Source organism: Micrococcus luteus (assembly GCF_022664405.1).
GTDB lineage: Bacteria > Actinomycetota > Actinomycetes > Actinomycetales > Micrococcaceae > Micrococcus > Micrococcus luteus.
The window spans coordinates 1-19,045 of the sequence record NZ_JAKRLB010000009.1 but is presented as its reverse complement, the minus strand read 5'-3'; the positions used below and the strand labels follow the sequence as shown (position 1 = coordinate 19,045).

General features: G+C 75.1%; 15 protein-coding genes. 4 read left to right on the top strand and 11 right to left on the bottom strand.

The genetic code is table 11. The annotated features are described in order from the left end of the window. Positions 1–9 precede the first annotated feature (9 nt). The 3 genes from MF605_RS05570 to hrcA form a co-directional block, all read right to left on the bottom strand. Positions 10–771 carry a 16S rRNA (uracil(1498)-N(3))-methyltransferase gene (locus MF605_RS05570; protein ID WP_041103735.1) on the bottom strand — a complete coding sequence of 254 codons (762 nt, stop codon included), beginning with the start codon at positions 769–771 and terminating at the stop codon, positions 10–12. Further along, a complete protein-coding gene (dnaJ, locus tag MF605_RS05565) occupies positions 768–1,901 on the bottom strand; it encodes a molecular chaperone DnaJ (RefSeq protein WP_134417003.1) in 1,134 nt (377 codons plus the stop codon). Before dnaJ ends, MF605_RS05570 begins: the two co-directional genes overlap by 4 nt. Positions 1,902–1,976: 75 nt before the next feature. Further along, positions 1,977–2,990 (bottom strand): heat-inducible transcriptional repressor HrcA, encoded by a 1,014-nt coding sequence (hrcA, locus tag MF605_RS05560; protein WP_134417004.1) that lies wholly within the window; start codon positions 2,988–2,990, stop codon positions 1,977–1,979. Between the two features lie 170 nt (positions 2,991–3,160). On the opposite strand from hrcA, the gene MF605_RS05555 reads away from it, so the two are divergent. Together MF605_RS05555 and MF605_RS05550 are read left to right on the top strand one after the other, a co-directional pair. Continuing rightward, positions 3,161–4,021 carry a DUF3097 family protein gene (locus tag MF605_RS05555; RefSeq protein WP_010078617.1) on the top strand — a complete coding sequence of 287 codons (861 nt, stop codon included), beginning with the start codon at positions 3,161–3,163 and terminating at the stop codon, positions 4,019–4,021. Between the two features lie 94 nt (positions 4,022–4,115). Then, positions 4,116–4,535 (top strand): DUF4870 domain-containing protein, encoded by a 420-nt coding sequence (locus MF605_RS05550; protein ID WP_049146774.1) that lies wholly within the window; start codon positions 4,116–4,118, stop codon positions 4,533–4,535. 15 nt (positions 4,536–4,550) lie between these two features. Here the strand turns inward: MF605_RS05550 and hemW are convergent, their stop codons facing one another. Next, the gene (gene hemW / locus MF605_RS05545; RefSeq protein ID WP_134417005.1) at positions 4,551–5,831 is read right to left on the bottom strand and encodes a radical SAM family heme chaperone HemW; all 1,281 of its coding nucleotides are present in this window, start codon (positions 5,829–5,831) and stop codon (positions 4,551–4,553) included. Then, on the bottom strand, positions 5,832–7,691 hold the full coding sequence (gene lepA, locus MF605_RS05540) for a translation elongation factor 4 (RefSeq protein WP_010078615.1): 1,860 nt from the start codon (positions 7,689–7,691) through the stop codon (positions 5,832–5,834). 110 nt (positions 7,692–7,801) lie between these two features. On the opposite strand from lepA, the gene MF605_RS05535 reads away from it, so the two are divergent. Both MF605_RS05535 and rpsT read left to right on the top strand, forming a co-directional pair. Next, positions 7,802–8,464, top strand: coding sequence for a type II toxin-antitoxin system PemK/MazF family toxin (locus tag MF605_RS05535; protein ID WP_134417006.1), 663 nt, complete (start codon positions 7,802–7,804; stop codon positions 8,462–8,464). A 195-nt stretch (positions 8,465–8,659) separates the two neighbouring features. Further along, the gene (rpsT, locus tag MF605_RS05530) at positions 8,660–8,926 is read left to right on the top strand and encodes a 30S ribosomal protein S20 (protein WP_002854699.1); all 267 of its coding nucleotides are present in this window, start codon (positions 8,660–8,662) and stop codon (positions 8,924–8,926) included. Between the two features lie 102 nt (positions 8,927–9,028). Here rpsT and holA read toward each other — a convergent pair whose 3' ends face one another. From holA to MF605_RS05500, 6 genes are all read right to left on the bottom strand, one after another. Then, a complete protein-coding gene (gene holA / locus MF605_RS05525; protein WP_134377190.1) occupies positions 9,029–10,048 on the bottom strand; it encodes a DNA polymerase III subunit delta in 1,020 nt (339 codons plus the stop codon). Positions 10,049–10,058: 10 nt separating this feature from the next. Then, positions 10,059–12,659, bottom strand: a complete 2,601-nt coding sequence (locus MF605_RS05520; RefSeq protein WP_242821246.1) for a ComEC/Rec2 family competence protein — start codon at positions 12,657–12,659, stop codon at positions 10,059–10,061. After that, the gene (locus tag MF605_RS05515) at positions 12,656–13,513 is read right to left on the bottom strand and encodes a ComEA family DNA-binding protein (protein ID WP_134417008.1); all 858 of its coding nucleotides are present in this window, start codon (positions 13,511–13,513) and stop codon (positions 12,656–12,658) included. The genes MF605_RS05520 and MF605_RS05515 overlap by 4 nt, the downstream gene beginning before the upstream one ends. Before the next feature lie 129 nt (positions 13,514–13,642). Then, positions 13,643–14,617, bottom strand: a complete 975-nt coding sequence (locus tag MF605_RS05510; RefSeq protein WP_134417009.1) for a DegV family protein — start codon at positions 14,615–14,617, stop codon at positions 13,643–13,645. Positions 14,618–14,663: 46 nt separating this feature from the next. Continuing rightward, on the bottom strand, positions 14,664–17,171 hold the full coding sequence (gene leuS, locus MF605_RS05505) for a leucine--tRNA ligase (RefSeq protein ID WP_134417010.1): 2,508 nt from the start codon (positions 17,169–17,171) through the stop codon (positions 14,664–14,666). Between the two features lie 157 nt (positions 17,172–17,328). After that, a complete protein-coding gene (locus MF605_RS05500; protein ID WP_036336588.1) occupies positions 17,329–18,654 on the bottom strand; it encodes a YkvI family membrane protein in 1,326 nt (441 codons plus the stop codon). Between the last annotated feature and the right edge of the window lie 391 nt (positions 18,655–19,045).

Below are 19,045 nucleotides of genomic sequence, written 5' to 3'. Positions count from 1 at the left end.
TGCCGGGGCTCACCAGCGGCCGAGCCGGTGCTGGAGCACGGCGAGGGCGGCGGGGCCGGCCGTGGAGGCGCGCAGCACGTGCGGGCCGAGCCGCACCGGCACGGCCCCCGCGGCCACGCAGGCCTCGAGCTCGGCCGGGCCGATCCCGCCCTCGGGGCCCACGACGACGGCGATCTCGACGGCCGCGGAGAGTCGCTCCGCCGGCACCGCGGACACCCCGTGCTCCGCGTCCTCGTGCAGTACGAGGACGAGCCGGCCGCCGTCGTCGTCCCAGGCCAGCCCGGCGACCGCCGTCCCGGAGACGTGGTCCCGGACCGCGGGCACCCGGGCGCGACGCGCCTGCTTGGCGGCCGCGCGGGCCGTGTCCGCCCACTTCTGGCGGGCCTTGGCGGCCTTGGGGCCCTTCCAGCGGACGATCGAGCGCTCCGCCTCCCAGGGCACCACGGCGTCCACGCCGAGCTCGACGGCGGCCTGGACCGCCATGAGGTCCCGGTCGCCCTTGGCGAGGGCCTGGACGAGCACGAGCGCCGGGGTGGGCGCCGGCTCCTCCGCCACCGCGTCCAGCCGCACGGACACCGCGTCCGGGGCGGCCGCGAGCACGGTGCCGTGGCCGAGCGTGCCCGACCCGTCGGCCAGGAGCACGGCCTCCCCGGGGGCCAGGCGCATGGCCGCGGCGGCGTGCCGGGCCTCGGCGCCGTCGAAGACGACCTCCGCGCCCGCGCTCGCGCCGGCCAGGGCGCCCGGCTCGAGGTGGAACAGGGGGGCGGTCACAGGTTCCTCAGGTTCTCCCGCAGCCGGGCGAACATGCCCTTGGCCTGGGGTGCGCCGTGCACGACCTCCTCGCCGCGCACCTCGGCCAGGCGCTCCAGGAGCTGGCGCTGCTCGTCGTCCAGGTCGGTGGGCGTGGTGACCACCACGTCCACCTTGAGGTCGCCACGGCCCTGCCCGCGCAGGCGACCGACGCCCAGGCCGTGGAGGACCTCGACGTGGCCGGACTGCACGCCCGGGTCCAGGCTGAGGGACTGCTTGCCGTCCAGGGTGTCCAGCGTGACGGTGGTGCCCAGGGCCGCGGCGGCCATGGGGACGGTCACGGTGGTGGCCAGGTGGTCGCCCTCGCGGCGGAAGGTCTCGTCCGGGCGGACCGCGATCTCCACGTAGAGGTCGCCGTTCGGGCCGCCGCCCGGGCCGGCCTCGCCGCGGCCGGCGAGGTGGATGCGGGTGCCGTCGTCCACGCCCGCGGGGATGCGCAGGGTCAGCGGCGTCCGGGTGCGGACGCGGCCCTGCCCGTCGCACTCGTGGCAGGGCGTCGGGATGACGGTGCCGAACCCCTGGCAGGCGGGGCAGGCCTCGGTGGCCATGACGGTGCCCAGCAGCGACCGCACGGGGCGCTGGATCATGCCGTGGCCGTGGCAGGTCTGGCAGGTCTCCGGCTGGGTGCCGGGCTCGCAGCACGAGCCCTCGCACCGCTCGCAGCGCACGGCCGTGTCCAGCTCGATCGTCTGCTCGCCGCCGAAGACGGCGTCGCGCAGGTCGATCCGCGCGGTCACCAGGGCGTCCTGGCCGCGGCGGGCGCGGCTGGCGGGGCCGCCGCGGCCGCCCTGGCCGGCGGCGTTCATGAAGGTCTCGAAGATGTCGGCGAAGCCCCCGAAGCCGCCCGCCCCGCCGAAGCCGCCCGGGAAGCCGGCCTGGCCGTTCTCGTTGCCCGTCGTGTCGTAGGCCCGACGCCGGCCCTCGTCCGAGAGCACCTCGTAGGCGTGGGAGATGCGCTTGAACTGCTCGGCCGCCTCCGGGTCGGGGTTGACGTCCGGGTGGTGGGTGCGCGCGAGCTTGCGGTAGGCGCGGCGGATCTCCTCGGTGCTGGCGTCACGGCTGACGCCGAGCGTCTCGTAGTGGTCGGTCACGGTGGGGATTCCTCTCGGGGAGAGCGGGACGTGGGGCGATGCGGGACGGGGCCCGCCAGGACGCGCGGAGGCGCGTCAGGTGGTCAGGATGCGGGAGAGATAGCGGGCGATCGCCCGGACGGCGGCCATGGTGCCCGGGTAGTCCATCCGGGTCGGACCGATGACGCCGACCTTCGCCACGGCGCCGGGGCCGTAGGCGGCTGCGACCACCGAGGTGTCCGCGAGCGATCCGGCGTTCTCGGAGCCGATCCGCACGGACACCCCGTGGGCGTCCTGCTCCATCTCCGTGAGCAGGCGCAGCAGCACCACCTGCTCCTCGAGCGCCTCCAGGATCGGCCCGATGGACGCGCCGAAGTCCCCCGGGGAGCGGGCCAGGTTGGCGGTGCCGGCCAGCACAATGCGGTCCTCCCGGCCGGCCTCGAGGAGGTCCTGGACGGCCGCGGCCACGAGGGCGGCGGACTGCCGGTGCTCCGGGCGGACCCGGGTGACGACGTCGTCCACCACGGTGGCCGCCTGCACCGGACCGAGCCCCAGCAGGGCGTCCAGCAGGAGGCCGCGGAGCACGGACAGCTCCGCCTCGTCGACCGGACGGTCCAGCACGGCGTGCCGCTGGTCCACCCGCCCCGTGGACAGGATGAGGACCACGAGCACGCGCGTGGGCGCGAGGGAGACCAGTTCGAGGTGGCGGATCGTGGAGCCGTCCTCGTGGGGGAACTGCGCGACGGCGACCTGCTGGGTCAGCTGGGCCAGGAGGCGCACCGTGGACTCCATCATGTGCTCGGTGTCCGTCTCCGGGTCCAGCAGGGTCCGCACGGCCCGGCGCTCGGCCGGGGACAGCGGCTTCACCTCGGAGAGGCGGTCGACGAACACGCGGTAGCCCTTGTCCGTGGGGACGCGCCCGGCGGAGGTGTGCGGGGCCACGATGAGGCCCTCCTCCTCGAGCGCAGCCATGTCGTTGCGCACGGTCGCGGAGGACACGCCCAGGGCGTGCCGTTCCACGAGCGCCTTGGAGCCCACGGGCTCGCGCAGCGCCACGTAGTCCTCCACGATCGCCTGGAGCACCTGCAGGCGGCGGGGCTGCTCCGACATCTCGGTCCTCCTCTGGTCCGTCGGGATCCGGGGCGACCCCGGAGGTGCCCCTGGCTGGCACTCCGGCGGGTCAAGTGCCAATGCTACCGTCCGACCCGGGGGACGACCCGACCGGCCCGCACGGCTTCGCTCACGGTGATCGCCCGCCCCCGTTGCTACCGTGCTCTCCCATGGACTGGAGCAGCTGGGGCCCCGCGGGCCACGACGACCTGACGCGCCGCCCCGCCCGGACCGTCCCCGATGTGCCCGCCACCCCCGGCACGGTGGTCGAGGACGTGGCCTCCGGGTTCACCGGGGCCGTGATCGGCATCGAGCGCTCCGGCGGCGTGCACGTGGTGGTCCTGGAGGACCGCCGCGGCGTGCGCCGCGGCTTCCCCCTCGGCGGCGGCTTCTGGATCGACGGCGAGCCCGTGACCCTGGTCCCCCCGACCGCCGCGGCCCCGGCGGCGCCGGCCCGCACCGCCTCCGGCTCGCGACGGGTCGAGGGGGCGCGGGCCCGCACCGCCCGCGCCTCTCGCATCTGGGTGGAGGGCGTGCACGACGCCGAGCTGGTGGAGAAGGTGTGGGGCGAGGACCTGCGCCTCGAGGGCATCGTCGTGGAGCCCCTGCACGGCGTGGACGACCTCGCCGGGGCGATCCGTGCGTTCGCCCCCGGTCCGCGGCGCCGGCTCGGGATCCTCGTGGACCATCTCGTCACCGGGTCCAAGGAGGAGCGCCTCGCGGCCGAGGCCATGCGCGTGCCGGGGGCCGCGGGCAACGTGCTCATCCTCGGTCACCCCTACGTGGACGTCTGGCAGGTCATCAAGCCCTCCGTCCTCGGCATCCCCGCGTGGCCCGTCGTGCCGAAGGGGCAGGACTGGAAGACGGGGATCCTGCGGGGACTGGGCTGGCCGCACGGGAGCAAGGAGGCCACGGGGCTGGGGTGGAAGCGGCTGCTCTCCCACGTCACCACGTACGCGGACCTCGAGCCGTCCCTGCTGGGCCGCGTGGAGGAGCTCATCGACTTCCTCACCGCCGCACCCGAGCACTGATCTCGGCGCGGCCCCCGCCCGCCCGCGCTATGCTGGCCCATGCCCTGCGCCCGGTCCCCGGCGCGCGGGTCCCGCGATCCAGGAGGAGCCCCTCGTGAACACCCGCGCGCAGCCCGACGCCGGCCGCACCGGCCACGGCCCGCCCGCCTGGCTCGTCTCGGCCGGCGGCCGCGGCGCCCCGCTCACGGCGAAGCAGGACCGTGACCGCGCGGCGCTGGCCCACCTCAGTCTGGCGTTCGGCGTGCTCGGCCCGCTGGTCGTGTGGCTGCTCTACCGCGACCGCGGCCCGTTCACCTCGCAGGAGTCGCGCGAGGCCCTGAACTTCTCCGGGCCGCCCACGCTCATCACGCTCCTGTTCTTCTTCCTGTCCCTGCTGCCGGTGGTCGGCCCGATCTTCGCGATCCTCGGCGCGCTCACGTGGGCCGCCATGGCGGCCTACGGCGTGATGGGCGCCTCGCACGTGTCCAAGGGCCGTCCGTTCCGGTACCCGTTCAACCTGCGCATCCTGCGCTGACCCGGGGCCGGCCGGTCAGAAGCCGGCCAGCGCCCGGACGATCGCGTCGTTGAGCAGCCGCCCCTCGAGCGTGGGGACGATGCGGCCGTCGACGGCGGCGCGCCCGTCCAGCAGGCCCGCGGCGATGAGTTCGGCGATCGCCCCGCGGGTCCGCGCGGCCTCCCCCGGCGTCTCCGAGACGAGCTCCGCGGTCGGGAGCCCGCCCACCGTGCGCACCGCGAGCATGATGCGCTCGAGGCGCCGCGCGTCGGCGTCGGGCCGCTCGCGGCCGACGGCGGGGGTGACCCCTGTGGCCAGCCGCTGCGCGTAGGCGGCGGGGTGCTTGGCGTTCCAGAACCGGACCCCGGCGAGGTGCGAGTGCGCGCCCGGGCCGATCCCCCACCAGTCCTGGTCCTCCCAGTACGCCACGTTGTGCCGCGCACGGTGGACCCCGGAGCCCTGCGGGTCGCGCGCCCAGTTGGACACCTCGTACCAGCGGTAGCCGGCGGCGCCGAGCAGCTCCTCGGCGAGCAGGTACTTGTCCGCCTGGTCGTCGGGGTCCACGTCCGCCACCTCGCCGCGGGCCACCTGGGCCCCGAGCTTGGTGCCCTCCTCCACGATCAGCGAGTACGCGCTCACATGGTCCGGGGCCAGGGCGACGGCGGCCTCGAGCGTGGCCCGCCAGTCGGCGAGGGACTCCCCCGCGGTCCCGTAGATCAGGTCCAGGGACACCTCCAGCCCGGCCTCGCGGGCCGCGGCGACGGCGGCGGGGACGGACTCGGGCCGATGGGTGCGCTCGAGCGTGGCGAGCACGTGCGGCACCGCCGACTGCATGCCCAGGGAGAGGCGGGTGAAGCCGCCGGCCGCGAGCTGGCGGGTGTACTCCGGGGTGATCGTGTCCGGGTTGGCCTCGGTGGTCACCTCCGCGCCGGGCGCGATCCCGAACCGGTCCACCGCCGCCTGGAGGATGCGCACGAGGTCCGCGGCCGGCAGGAGCGTGGGCGTGCCGCCGCCGAAGAACACCGTGTGCAGCGGGCGGGCGGGCACGTCCGAGGACGCGAGCACGTCCGCGGCGAAGTCCAGCTCCGCGACCGCCGACTCCCAGTAGTCGCCGCGACCCGCGCCGGGGCCGAAGTCGACGGCCGTGTACGTGTTGAAGTCGCAGTAGCCGCAGCGCACCGTGCAGAACGGCACGTGGACGTACAGGCTGAAGGTGCGCGCCGCGCCGTCGCGGGCGGCCGCGCGCACCCGCCGCCCGACGTCGGCCGGCAGCCGGCCGTCGTCGGGGACGGGCTCGCCGAGGGGCAGGGCGGGCACTTACTTCTTCGCCGCCTGGTCGGCGCCGGCGCCGTCCGAGGACAGGGCGGCGATGAAGGCCTCCTGCGGGACCTCCACCCGGCCGACCATCTTCATGCGCTTCTTGCCCTCCTTCTGCTTCTCGAGCAGCTTGCGCTTGCGGGAGATGTCGCCGCCGTAGCACTTGGAGAGCACGTCCTTGCGGATCGCGCGGATGTTCTCGCGGGCGATGATGCGCGAGCCGATGGCGGCCTGGATCGGCACCTCGTACTGCTGGCGCGGGATCAGCTCCTTGAGCTTGCCCGTCATCATCACGCCGTACGCGTAGGCGTTGTCCCTGTGGGTGATCGAGGAGAACGCGTCCACCTGTTCGCCCTGGAGCAGGATGTCCACCTTGACGAGGTCGGCGACCTGGTCGCCGTCGGCCTTCCAGTCCAGCGAGGCGTACCCCTTGGTGCGGGACTTGAGCTGGTCGAAGAAGTCGAACACGATCTCGGCCAGCGGGATCCAGTAGCGGATCTCCACGCGTTCCTCGGAGAGGTAGTCCATGCCCTTGAGGTTGCCGCGCTTGGCCTGGCACAGCTCCATGACGGCGCCGATGAACTCCGCCGGCACGATGATCGTGGCCGAGGCCATGGGCTCGCGCACCTCGAGGATCTTGCCCTCGGGGAACTCGGAGGGGTTGGTCACGGTGACGACCTCACGGTCCTCCCGGGTGACCTCGTAGACCACGTTGGGCGCGGTGGAGATGAGGTCGAGGTCGAACTCGCGCTCGAGGCGCTCGCGCACGATCTCCAGATGCAGCAGACCGAGGAAGCCGACGCGGAAGCCGAAGCCCAGCGCGACCGAGGTCTCCGGCTCGTAGACGAGCGCGGCGTCGTTGAGCTTGAGCTTGTCCAGGGCGTCACGCAGCACGGGATAGTCCGAGCCGTCGATGGGGTACAGGCCCGAGAACACCATGGGCTTGGGGTCCTCGTAGCCACCCAGGGACTGCTCCGCCGGGTGGGCGTGGTTGGTGACCGTGTCGCCCACCTTGGATTGACGCACGTCCTTCACGCCCGTGATGAGGTAGCCCACCTCGCCCGCGGCCAGCCCCTTCGTGGGCACGGGCTCCGGGGAGGAGACGCCGATCTCGAGGAGCTCGTAGGTGGTGCCCGTGGACATCATGCGGACCTTCTCCCGCGGGGAGAGCCGGCCGTCCACGACGCGCACGTACGTGACGACGCCCCGGTAGGTGTCGTACACGGAGTCGAAGATCATCGCGCGGGCCGGGGCGTCCGCGTCCCCCTCCGGGCCGGGGATGGCGCGGACCACGCGGTCCAGCAGCTCCTCGACGCCGACGCCCGTCTTGCCGGAGACGCGCAGCACGTCCTCGGGCTCGCAGCCGATCAGGGAGGCCAGCTCGGCCGCGTAGCGGTCCGGATCCGCGGCGGGCAGGTCGATCTTGTTGAGCACGGGGATGATCTCCAGCTCGTGCTCCATGGCGAGGTAGAGGTTCGCCAGGGTCTGGGCCTCGATGCCCTGGGCGGCGTCCACCAGCAGGATCGCGCCCTCGCACGCGGCCAGCGAGCGGGAGACCTCATAGGTGAAGTCCACGTGCCCGGGGGTGTCGATCATGTTCAGGGCGTAGTCCACCCCGTCCACGGACCAGGGCATGCGCACGGCCTGGGACTTGATGGTGATGCCGCGCTCACGCTCGATGTCCATGCGGTCCAGGTACTGGGCCTTCATGTCGCGGGGCTGCACGACGCCGGTGGCCTGCAGCATGCGGTCCGCCAGCGTGGACTTGCCGTGGTCGATGTGGGCGATGATGCAGAAGTTGCGGATCACCGAGGGGTCGGTGGCAGCGGGCACCGGGGGGTTCGACGCCAGGGGCGACACGGGCACTTCCTCTACGGGTGACGGGGACGGGACTCTGACCGCCTAGTCTCTCATGTCCCGCCGCCGACCCGACCCGGACGCCGGGCCCGCGCGTCCACTAGATTCACGCCATGGCCTTCGACCTGCATCGCGCCCTGTCCCTCGGCCGCCGGACGGCACGCCTGATCGGCGCCCTCCGCGACGACGCCCGGCCGCGTCGAGCCGCCTCCGAGGCCGGTCGACGGGCCGGCGACCGGAGCGGCCCGTCACCCTTCCCGGGCCCGCCCGGGCCTCCCGGGCCCGCGTGGGACCCCACGGAGCCCACCGACTCGTGGCCGATGCCCGGGCCCGGGCAGGAGCGCCGGCCCCGGCGACAGGACACCGGCCGCCACGCGTCCCTGCCGGACTTCACCGGGACCGTCCGCGTCGAGTACGCGCCCGTGCCCGGGCCGACGGCCGGGCCGGGAGAGGTCGTGTGGACCTGGGTGCCGTACGAGGAGATGGACGGCCGGGGCAAGGACCGCCCCGTGCTCCTGATCGGCCGGGACGGGGCGCACCTGCTCGGGCTCATGCTGACCAGCCGGGACCGGAACAACGCCCTGACCCGGGACGAGGACTACGTGGACGTGGGCGCGGGCGCCTGGGACCGGTCCGGCCGCGCCTCGGAGGCGAAGCTGGACCGGGTGGTCCGCGTGGATCCGGCCGCGGTGCGCCGGGAGGGCGGCGTCCTGGACCGGGCGGCCTTCGACCGGGTCACGGCCGCGCTGGCCCGCGCCCGGCGGCGGGGGCGCTGAGTCCGCCGCGCGGATCGCAGGGTCTGGGTGGTAGGATCGTCCGCATTGTGTCCGCCGGTCGACGGGCACCCCCGGAACGGGTCATCATCGGTGTTCCCCACGCCGCTCAGTCCACGGATCCGGGCACCCTCCACGACCCCCTGTTCATGCGGCGCCCGGACCCTCGTCCGCGCCGCCGACGACGAAGGACCCGATTTGGCTAACATCAAGTCCCAGAAGAAGCGCATCCTCACCAACGAGAAGGCGCGCCAGCGCAACGTCGCGGTGAAGTCCGAGCTGAAGACCGCCATCCGCGCCGTGGACAAGGCCGTCGCCGCCGGCGAGGCCGAGGCCGCCGCCGCCGCGCTGCGCACCGCCTCCCGCAAGCTGGACAAGGCCGCCTCGAAGGGCGTCATCCACAAGAACCAGGCCGCGAACCGCAAGTCCGGCATCGCCGCCCGCGTGAAGGCCCTCCTCGGCTGATCCACGCCCCCCGGCTGTGACCGCGGCCCCCGCCCCGAGCGATCGGTGCGGGGGCCGCGTCGTGTCCGGGCTGCCCCCGTCGCGTGCCGTCCGGCGGCGCCGTCAGCGGCTGACGGCGGTGGCCACGCGGATGACCGCGCGCTCGACGGCGAACTCCGGGTTGCGGGAGGCGCCCTTGGCCTCGGCGTCGGCCTGGGCGATCCACTCCACGGCCTGCGCGATGCCGGCCGCCGTCCAGTGCCGCGCCGCCTGCTGGATGTAGCGCACCTGGAACGGGGCCACTCCGAGCAGGGACGGCAGCTCGGCGGCGGGCCGGCGGGCGTCGATCATCCGTGCCACCTGCCGCGCCTTGAGCGCGAGCGCCGCGGTGATCATCACCGGGTGCACGCCGGTGGCCATCGCGTGCCGCACGAGGGACACGGCCCTCGCCGCCTGCCCCTCGAGCGCCGCGTCGGCCACCGCGAAGCTCGTGGCCTCCACGCGGCCGCTGTAGTAGGTGTCCACGGTCTCGACGGTGACGACGCCCTCGGTGTCGTCGACGAGCTGGGCACACGCGGCCGCGAGCTCCGTGAGCGAGGCGCCGGTGGCGCGGATGAGCGCGCGGGCCGCCTCCTCGTCGATGCGTCGACGCCGGTCGCGGAACTCGGCCTGCACGAAGGCCAGCCGCTCCTCGTCCTTCTTCAGCGGCACGCATTCGACCACCGTGCCGTCCTTCGCGACGGCATCCAGCAGCTTCTTGCCGCGGGTGCCGCCGGTGTGACGCAGCACGAGCGTGACGTCGTCCGCGCCGGGGCCCTGCTGGACGAGGCGCAGGGCGTCCTCGAGGAACGCATCGTTCATGGCCTCGAGGCCCTCGACCGTGATGAGGGTGGGCTCGGCGAAGAGGGACGGGCTGGCCGCGGTGGCCAGCTGGCCGGGCTGGTACTCCCCCGCGCGGAGCCGGTGGATCTCCAGCTGACCGTGACGCTCGCGCAGAGCCTGGGTCACGCGGTCCGTCACCCACCGGGCGGCATGGTCCTCGGGTCCCTTGAGGAGCATGAGCGGGGCGGGCTCGGCTCGCCGCCAGGCCAGCGGGTCGGTGCGGCCGGCTCGGCCGGAACGGGGGCTGCGGGCGGCGGACATGCGTCCCATCCTAGGGTCCGGTGCGGACGCTCGAGGGCGGGCGGACGGTGTGAGCCGTGATCTCGGGCGCGCCGTCGGAGTTGGGGCCGTCCGCGGCCGTGAGGGCCAGCGTGCCGTGCAGGTCCGTGCGGGCCACCGGCCCGAGGCGGCCGAGCGCGTCCACCGTGGCCCGGTGAGGGTGGCCGTACGGGTTGTCGGCGCCCACGGAGACCACGTGCAGGCGGGCGCCGGCCGCGCGCGGCACGGCCGTCCCACCGTTGCGGGCCCCGTGGTGGGCGACCTTGAGCACGTCCACGCGCGGCGGTGCGGCGGCATCGGACCGGCGCCCCGCGACCCACGCCGCGGAGGCGTCCTCCTCCATGTCGCCGGTGACCAGCGTCGTGACCGGACCGGCCCCGCTCTCGACGGTGACCAGCACCTGCGCGGAGGCGTCGTTCTCCTCGGGGGCCCGCGCGTCGGCGAGCAGCACATGCCACCGCACCGGCCCGGCCGTGCCCGTCGCGCCGGTGCGGAGCCGTGCCGCGTCGGCGGGCGGGTCGACGCCCTCCGCCTCCCCGCCGCGCCCTCCCCTGCCCTGCCCCGGTGCGTCCCGGGTCGCGTAGTGCACCGCCCCGGGGGAGGCGCGGTCGACCACGCCGGCCAGCCCCCCGGCGTGGTCGGCGTGCAGGTGGGTGAGCAGCACGGCGTCCACCCGGTCGACGTCGAGGTCGTCGAGGCAGCGACGAGCGAGCCCCGGCTCGGGCCCGACGTCGACGACGACCCCCGCGCGCGGGCCGGACCGGAACACGGCCATGTCCCCCTGGCCGACGTCGCAGAACGCCACCGCCCAGTCCGGCGGGGCCGCGCCCGAGGCCCGCGGCACGAGGACCGCCCCGACCGCACCCGTGGTGGCCGCGGCCAGCGCGGCGGCGAGCACGACCAGGGCGGGGAGGCGCTCGCGGGTCCGCGGCGCGCTGCGGCCGACACGCCGCACCGGGGCGGCCCGGCGGCGTTCGAGCAGGAGCACGGCGGCGAATCCGAGGAGCGTCGCGGCCACCAGCAGGACGCCCAGCCCGGCGCCGAGGGCTCCGGCCGGCCACGGACGCAGCGCCCCGGGCAGGGAGGCGCTGGTGTGGGCGACCCACCCGATCCAGGCCGCGGGCCACTGGATCACGGCGACGAGGGCGGCGGCGATCCCCGGCGCGGGCAGGGCGAGGGCCGCGGCGAGGGTGCCCAGGACGGTCACGGGCGGCACGGCCGGGGCGGCCAGCAGATTGGCCGGCACCGCGTAGGCCGACACCTCACCGGTCATGGCCAGGATGATCGGCTGGCAGGCCAGGTGGGCGGCCACGGTCACCGCGAGCGACGCCGAGAGCCACCGCGCCACGACGTCGGGCAGCACCCGGCCGAGCCCGGCGTGCAGCGCACGGTCGAGGGGCGCGCCGCCCAGGACGATGCCCGCGGTCGCCGCCAGGGAGAGGTGGAAGGCCGGTTCCACGGCGAGGGCCGGCACCGCGACGAGCAGGGCCGTGCCGCCCACCGTCAGGAGTCCGAACGCCTGCCGCGCGCGGCCAAAGAACACCGCGAGGGCGCCGAGGGCGCCCATCACGGCCGCCCGGAGCACGGACGGCTCCGGCCCCACCACGACCACGAACACCCCGAGGACCGCCAGCCCGGCGCTGAGGACCACCGCCCGGTGCACCCGCGCGCAGCGCAGGGTGATCGCGACCGCGCCGAGGATCATGGCCACGTTGGCCCCGGACACGGCAGACAGGTGCGACAGGCCCGAGGCCTTCATGGCGTCGTCGAGGGCGGCCCCCTGGGCGGAGCGGTCGCCCAGCACCAGCCCCGGGATGAGCTCCGGCGCCGCGCCGACCGTGCGCTCCGCGGACTGACGGAATGCGGCGCGCAGCGCCTCCCGCCGAGGCGGGCCCGGGCCGCCGTCGGTGGCCCCGCCCGCCGTCTCCACCCCGCCGGGGCAGGGTCCCGGCTGCGGGGCGGCCGCGGCGGCCAGGAACACGGTGGAGCCGGACCTCGACGGCCGGGCCACGACGCACACCCGCGATCCCGGCCCGCCGCCGGGGGCCGCCGTGCCGTCCGACGGCGCGGCGATCGTCGCGGGCGGTGCGCCCCCGCCCGTGAGCCGGGCCGTCACGGCCGCCGCGGGGGCCCGCGGCGGGTTTCCGAACGTCTCGACCCGCACGGGCACGCTCCAGCGCGGGCCGAAGGCCGCCTCGCTCAGGGTGGCGGGCCCGTCCAGGGTCAGCTCGAGCCGCAGCGGTGAGCCCGCGTGCACCGCGCCGGTCCAGCCGCTGCCCTCGGCCGCGGCGGCCGGCCCGGCCGAGTGCTGCAGCATCAGGGCCGCGGCCACGCCGGCCAGCGCCGCCGCGGTGGCCACGCCCCGTATCCGACCGGTCGAGCGGGCGGCGCCCAGGACGGCGGCCGCGGCGACGGCCAACCCGGTGAGGGCCGCCGCCGAGCGGGCCGGGGCGTTCCAGCCGACGCCGAGGATCCCGAGGGTCAGGCAGGCGAGCAGGGCGGGCACCCACCGGGCGTCGAGCGGGCCGGGCACCTCGCGGTGGCGGGCGCGGCGGTCCACGGGATCGCTGGACGGACCCGGGGCCGGGCTCACCACGAGACGTGGTCACGCAGCCGGTCGAGCGTGGCCGGGCCGATGCCGGGCACCGCGTCCAGGTCCTGCAGGCCGGTGAACGGGCCGACCGTCTCGCGGTGGGCGATGATCTTCTCCGCCGTGGCGGGGCCGACGCCGGGCAGGGTCTGCAGCTCCGTGGCGTCGGCGGTGTTCAGGTCCACGGTGTCGCCGGACTCGGCGCCGCCCGGCTCGCCTCCGGCACCGGCCCCGCCCGTGGTCGGCGTGGGCTGCGCCTGCGCGGCCCCGGCCACCCGGTCCAGGGCGTCCTGCGGCGTGTGGGCGGAGGGGACGAGGACCTGTTGGCCGTCGTCCAGCGGGGCCGCGAGGTTGATGCGCTCCGCCCGGGCGTGCCGGGTCGTGCCGCCGGCGGCGCGCACGGCGTCGGCCACCCGGGAGCCCGGCGCGAGGCTGACCACACCCGGCCGGGCGACCTCGCCCACCACGTGCACCCGCAGCGGGGTGGACCCGGCGGACCCGGACGTCTCCCCCGACGGCCCCGCCTCCGGCGTCCGCGCGTCGGTGCCCGCCGCCGACGGGGCGGCGGAGGGCGCGTCGGTCTGCGGGATGCCCGCACCGGCCGCGGCCGCCGGGATCGCCGCGGGCGGCGCCGGGGTGGTCAGCCAGGCCACCGCCCACCAGGCCGTGGCGGCGACGAGCAGCACGGTGACGGCCAGCAGGGCCGGCCGCCACCGCAGCACCGGGCCCCGGGGCGGGGTGCGCTCCCACCGGGACGCGGCGTGCGGGCCGGCGGTGTCGACGTCGGGGACGGCCGCGGGCGCGGGGTCCGGGGCGAAGGCGGGCGGATCGTCGCAGAGGCGGTGGCTGGGGCTCATGCGGGCAGTCTGCGTCCCCGTCGCCGAGTCGGGCGCGTCCCGCACCCGGCCTGGGGATCACCACCGCGGTCCGGGGCGGTGTGCAGGAACGGACGCGCCCGTCTCCTCGGCGCTCCCGCACGGGCGGCCTCAGTCCCCCGAGCCCCCCGTGGGCGATTCCAGCGGGCAGATCACCACACCCAGGGCGCCCAGGCCCAGGTGCGCGGCGAGCACGGCGGCCAGCTCGACGACGGGCACGGGGGTGGTGGAGACCGGCTGGAGCCGCTCCGCGAGCTGCACGGCCGTCTCGGGGTCGCCGTACTCGTGCACGGCGATCCGCACCGGGTCCCCGCCGGCCCGCTCGGTCGCGAGCTCCACGAGCCGGTCGACGGCCCGGGCCGCGGACCGCGGGCGGTCGACCAGGCCGATCGCGCCGTCGTCGACGGCCATGACGGGGCGCACCTGCAGCAGCGTGCCCAGCAGCGAGGCCAGCCCGCTGATCCGCCCGCCCCGGCGCAGCTGCTCGAGGCTGGGCACCGTGAACAGCACATGGCTGGAGTCCACGGTGGCCTCGAGCCGCTCGCGGATGCGGGCCACGGGCATGCCCACCCCCGCGTCCACGGCGGCGTCCACCACGGCCATGCCCAGCGCGAAGCCCACGGTGCGCGAGTCCACCACGGTCACCGGGCGCTCGGCGTCCGCGGCGGCCAGGCGCGCGGCCTCCACGGTGCCGGAGAGCTCGCCGGACAGGTGGACGGAGAGGATGCGTGCGTAGCCGGCGCGGGCCAGCTCGGCGTAGGCCGTCCGGAACGCGCCCGGCGAGGGCCGTGAGGTGCGCACCGGGGTGCCGGCGGCCAGGGCCAGCGGCAGCTCCAGCGCGAGCTCGTCCGTGCCCTCCGTGTGGATCTGCTCGCCCACCATGACGGGCAGCGCCACCTGGCGGATCCCCGCGGCCAGACCGTGTCCGAGGACGGCGCCGGGCAGGGCCGCGGCCGAGTCCGTGACGACGGCCGTGCGGTCCCGGCGGGGCGGGCGCAGCCCGTAGCGTGCCCGCCCGGCCAGCTGGGAGCGGCGGGAGCGCAGGCGGACGAGCGCGTCGTCGCGCCACTGCTCGATGCTCGCCACGGCCTGCCTCCTCTCCCCCGGCTCGGTCGGGGCCGGTCTCACGCGGTCAGCGGATCACCAGGTTCACGAGCTTGGGCTCCCGCACGATCACCTTGACGATCTCGGCGTCCCCGATGAAGTTCCGCACCTTCTGCGACGCGCGGGCGCGCGCCTCGAGGTCCTCGGCGGTGATGTCCGCGGGCACCTCGAGGGTGTCGCGGACCTTGCCCTTGACCTGGACGACGGCCGTGACGGTGTCCTCGACCAGCAGCGCCTCGTCCACCGCGGGCCAGCCGGCGCGGACCACGGAGGGCTCGTGGCCCAGGAGGACCCACATGTCCTCGGCCGTGTACGGCGCCACGAGGGAGAGCAGCACGGCCACGGCCTCGGCGGCCTCGCGGACGGCGGGGTCGGCCGCGCCGGCGCCCGCGTCGATCTCCTTGCGGGCCGCGTTGACCAGCTCCATCGTCTTGGCGACGACCACGTTGAACTTGCCGTCGTCCAGCAGCTGCTGGGCCTCGTGCACGGTCCGGTGCGTCACCCGGCGCAGGGTCACGGCCCCGTCCGCCGGGTCCGTGCCGGCCGGGGTGCCCGTCGCGCGGACGTCGCGGGCCAGGCGCCACGCGCGGGCCAGGAACTTGCCGGCGGCCCCCGGGGCGACGTCGGCCCAGTCCACGTCGTCCTCGGGCGGCGAGGCGAACACCATGGTCAGGCGCACGGCGTCGACGCCGAACTGGTCCAGCTGGTCGCCCAGGTCCACGCCGTTGCCCAGCGACTTGGACATGGCCTTGCCGTCGTTGAGCACCTGGCCCTGGTTGAGCAGGGCGCGGAACGGCTCGGTGAAGGGCACCAGGCCGAGGTCGTGCAGGGCCTTGGTGAAGAAGCGGGCGTACAGCAGGTGCAGGATCGCGTGCTCCACGCCGCCCACGTACTGGTCCACGGGCAGCCAGCGGCGCAGGGCCTCGGGGTCGAAGACGCGGGCGTCGTCGTTCGGGGACGCGTAGCGGAGCATGTACCAGGACGAGTCCACGAACGTGTCCATGGTGTCGGTGTCCCGTCGCGCGGGGCCGCCGCACTGCGGGCAGTCCACCTCGACCCACGACGTCGCCGCGGCCAGGGGCGACTGGCCCTTGGGGGCGAGCTGCTCGCCCTTGAGGTCGGTCGGCAGGGTGACCGGCAGCTGGTCCTCCGGCACGAGCACCTCGCCGCAGTCCGGGCAGTGGACCACGGGGATCGGGGTGCCCCAGAAGCGCTGACGGGAGAGCAGCCAGTCGCGCAGCCGGTACGTGGTGGTGCCCCGGCCGGTGCCGCGCTCCTGCACGATCTCGATGGCCCGCGCGATGGCCGCGGTCTTGTCCAGGCCGTCGAGCTCCCCGGAGTTCACCAGGATGCCCTCGCCGGTCGTCGCGACGCCGGAGACGGCCGGGTCCTCCTCGCCGGTGTCCAGCACGGCGCGCACGGGCAGCCCCATGGCGCGGGCGAAGTCGAGGTCGCGCTGGTCGTGGGCCGGCACGGCCATGATGGCGCCCGTGCCGTAGTCGGCCAGCACGTAGTCCGAGGCCCAGATCGGCAGGCGCTCACCGGTCAGCGGGTTCACGGCGTGGCGGCCCAGGAACACGCCGCTCTTCGGGCGGTCCGTGGCCTGGCGGTCGATGTCCGAGACCTTCTTCAGGTCCTCCCGGTACGCCTCGAGTTCGGCCCGCACGTCGTCGCCGGCGAGCTCGGCGGCCAGCGGCGCGTCGGCGGCGACCACCATGAAGGTCGCGCCGTGCAGCGTGTCCGGCCGGGTGGTGAAGACCGTGACGACGGGGCCGTCCTCGACCTGGAAGTCGACGTGGGCGCCCTCGGAGCGGCCGATCCAGTTGCGCTGCATGGCGAGCACGCGCTCGGGCCAGTGGCCGGTGAGCTGGTCCATGTCGTCCAGCAGCGCGTCCGCGTACTCGGTGATGCGGAAGTACCACTGGTTCAGGGTCCGCTTGGTGACCTCGGTTCCGCAGCGCTCGCAGCGGCCGTCCACGACCTGCTCGTTGGCGAGCACCGTCTGGTCCTGGGGGCACCAGTTGACCGGGGAGTCCTTCCGGTACGCCAGGCCCTTGCGGTACAGCTGCTGGAACAGCCACTGGGTCCACCGGTAGTACTCGGGGTCCGAGGTGTGCAGCTCACGGGACCAGTCCACGGCGATGCCGTACCGCTGGAAGGAGCGCTTCTGCGTCTCGATGTTCGCGTAGGTCCACTCGGCCGGGTGGGCGTCGCGCTTGATGGCGGCGTTCTCGGCCGGCAGGCCGAAGGAGTCCCAGCCGATGGGGTGCAGCACGTCGAAGCCGCGCTGCATCCAGTGGCGCGCGACGACGTCGCCCATCGCGAACGCCTCGGCGTGCCCCATGTGCAGGTCGCCCGACGGGTACGGGAACATGTCGACCACGGTGCGGGTCTCGGAGCCGTCCTCGCGCGGGGCGAACGTCCCGGCCTGCTCCCAGTACCCGGCCCAGCGGGCCTCCACGTCACGGAACGAGTACTCCGCGTCGGCGGGGATGCTGGGGGTGGCCGGCACGGCGCTGTCGGGGGTCTGGCTCACGGCGGTTCGAGTCCTCACGCAGTCGGGATGGGGCGCCGGCCCTCGGGCGGCGCGGACGGGGCCGGCGGCACGGCCGGCCACCCCATCCTACGGCGACGGCGCCCCGGCCCGGCCGCAGGGCCGCTCCGAGACGCCGTGCCCGGCCGGGCACGCGGTTTCAGGCGGAGTGGCTGCCGCCTGCCGGACGCTCGGGCCCGGCGTCGGGACCGGGGCGCGCCCCTCCGGAGGTGAGCGCGTCGTCCTCCTCGAGCACCTGGGCGACCTCGTCCTCGAGGGCCTCCGTCACCGCGTCCGGGGCCGCCACGGAGTCCCCGACCGCCTCCTGCAGCTGCACTGCGTGCTGGGCCGTGAAGGTCTTCTCCGGATGCTCACGCAGGCGGAGCAGCGCGAGCAGGCGCAGACGCAGCCCCGACTCGGCGGAGATCTGCCGGCGGTGGGTGAGCCACCAGACGAGGAGCACGAGCGCGAGCACGATCCCCAGGTGGCCCAGCGCCGGGTAGACGACGTTCATCAGGTCGCCGAAGCCGACGAAGCTCACCGCGAAGGCCAGCAGCGTGACGCCGGCGAACACGGGCCGGTAGCGGCCCGGGCGGTCGGCCGTGAGGCGGCGTCCCAGCGCGTAGAACATGCCGATCGCGGTGTTGAAGATCATCAGGTAGATCACCACGACCATCGCCCAGCCCAGCCAGGGCGCGATCGAGGCGAACAGCCGCAGCATGGGGACGTCGGCGCGGCCGATCTCGGCGTAGCCGAGGTAGAGCAGCGTGGAGGCCATCAGGAGCAGGGCGGTGTACATCAGGCCACCGGTGAGGCCGCCGAGGAACGCCTCCCGGGGGTGGGTGATGGACCCGCCGATCACGAGGCACATGGACACGGCCATCACGACGACGAGGCCGAAGTAGTTGACCGAGGACAGCCACCACGGGTCCACCGGCGTGGTGGCCTGGACGGCGAGGGACTCGTGGGCGGTGAAGCCGCCGTCGCGGGTGACCAGGACGTGGACGAACCCGGCCACGACCGCGACGACCACCAGGGGCGTGATCAGGGAGATGATCGCGGAGACCTTCTCCACGTCCAGCATGCCCGTCACGAGCACGAGCAGGGTCATCAGGGTGGAGCCCGCCCACGTCGGCCAGCCGAACTGCTGGGCGAGCGTCGAGCCCGCCCCGGCGAGCATGACGACGCCGATCGCGAAGAGCGTCACCGTCACCACGACGTCCAGGATCCGGGCCATCACGGGGTGCGAGACGCTGCGGAAGACGACCTTGTGGTCGGCCGCGAGGAACACGCTGCCCAGCTGGAGGATGACGGCGCCGCCGGCGGTGACGAGCAGGCCGGCCAGTCCCGCGCCCACGACGCCGATCCAGCCGAAGCCCACGAAGTACTGGATGACTTCGGCGCCGGTGGCGAAGCCGGCGCCGACGAGCAGGCCGACGAAGGCGAGGGCGATCTTCAGGGATCTGAGCGCGACGGGGTGCTGCACGCATGGGCCTTTCGTGGGGGACGGGGTGCGCCCGTGCGGGCCCCGGGACCGAGGACGGGCCGGAGTACGGTAGGCACGCGCGCGCCATCGTGGCCAGGACCAGGCGTCGCCGGGTTCCGGGCAGCGTGGCCTCAGGCCCACCCCAAGGCCGCCCTCCCGCTGGCACGCCGCGGTCGCGATCAGGCCGAGCATCTCGGCGGACCCCGTCCCCGCGTCCAGCGGAGACGAGGCGCCACGGCGTCGGCGGTCGAAGGCCTGGCTAGGTGTTGTGGGTCATGAGGTTCTTGACATCCGTACCGGGCTGAGATGAGACGAGTGGGCCTCTCCCGCAGGATGGAAGTTCCTCAACAACCCACCTGCCAGAAGAGACCCACTCATGACTCACGCTAAC

Excerpts from the sequence above, each read along its gene's own strand:
- hrcA (WP_134417004.1), bottom strand. The coding sequence starts at position 2,990 with ATGTCGGAGCAGCCCCGCCGCCTGCAGGTGCTCCAGGCGATCGTGGAG.
- MF605_RS05555 (WP_010078617.1), top strand. The coding sequence starts at position 3,161 with ATGGACTGGAGCAGCTGGGGCCCCGCGGGCCACGACGACCTGACGCGC.
- MF605_RS05535 (WP_134417006.1), top strand. The coding sequence starts at position 7,802 with ATGGCCTTCGACCTGCATCGCGCCCTGTCCCTCGGCCGCCGGACGGCA.
- holA (WP_134377190.1), bottom strand. The coding sequence starts at position 10,048 with ATGTCCGCCGCCCGCAGCCCCCGTTCCGGCCGAGCCGGCCGCACCGAC.
- MF605_RS05515 (WP_134417008.1), bottom strand. The coding sequence starts at position 13,513 with ATGAGCCCCAGCCACCGCCTCTGCGACGATCCGCCCGCCTTCGCCCCG.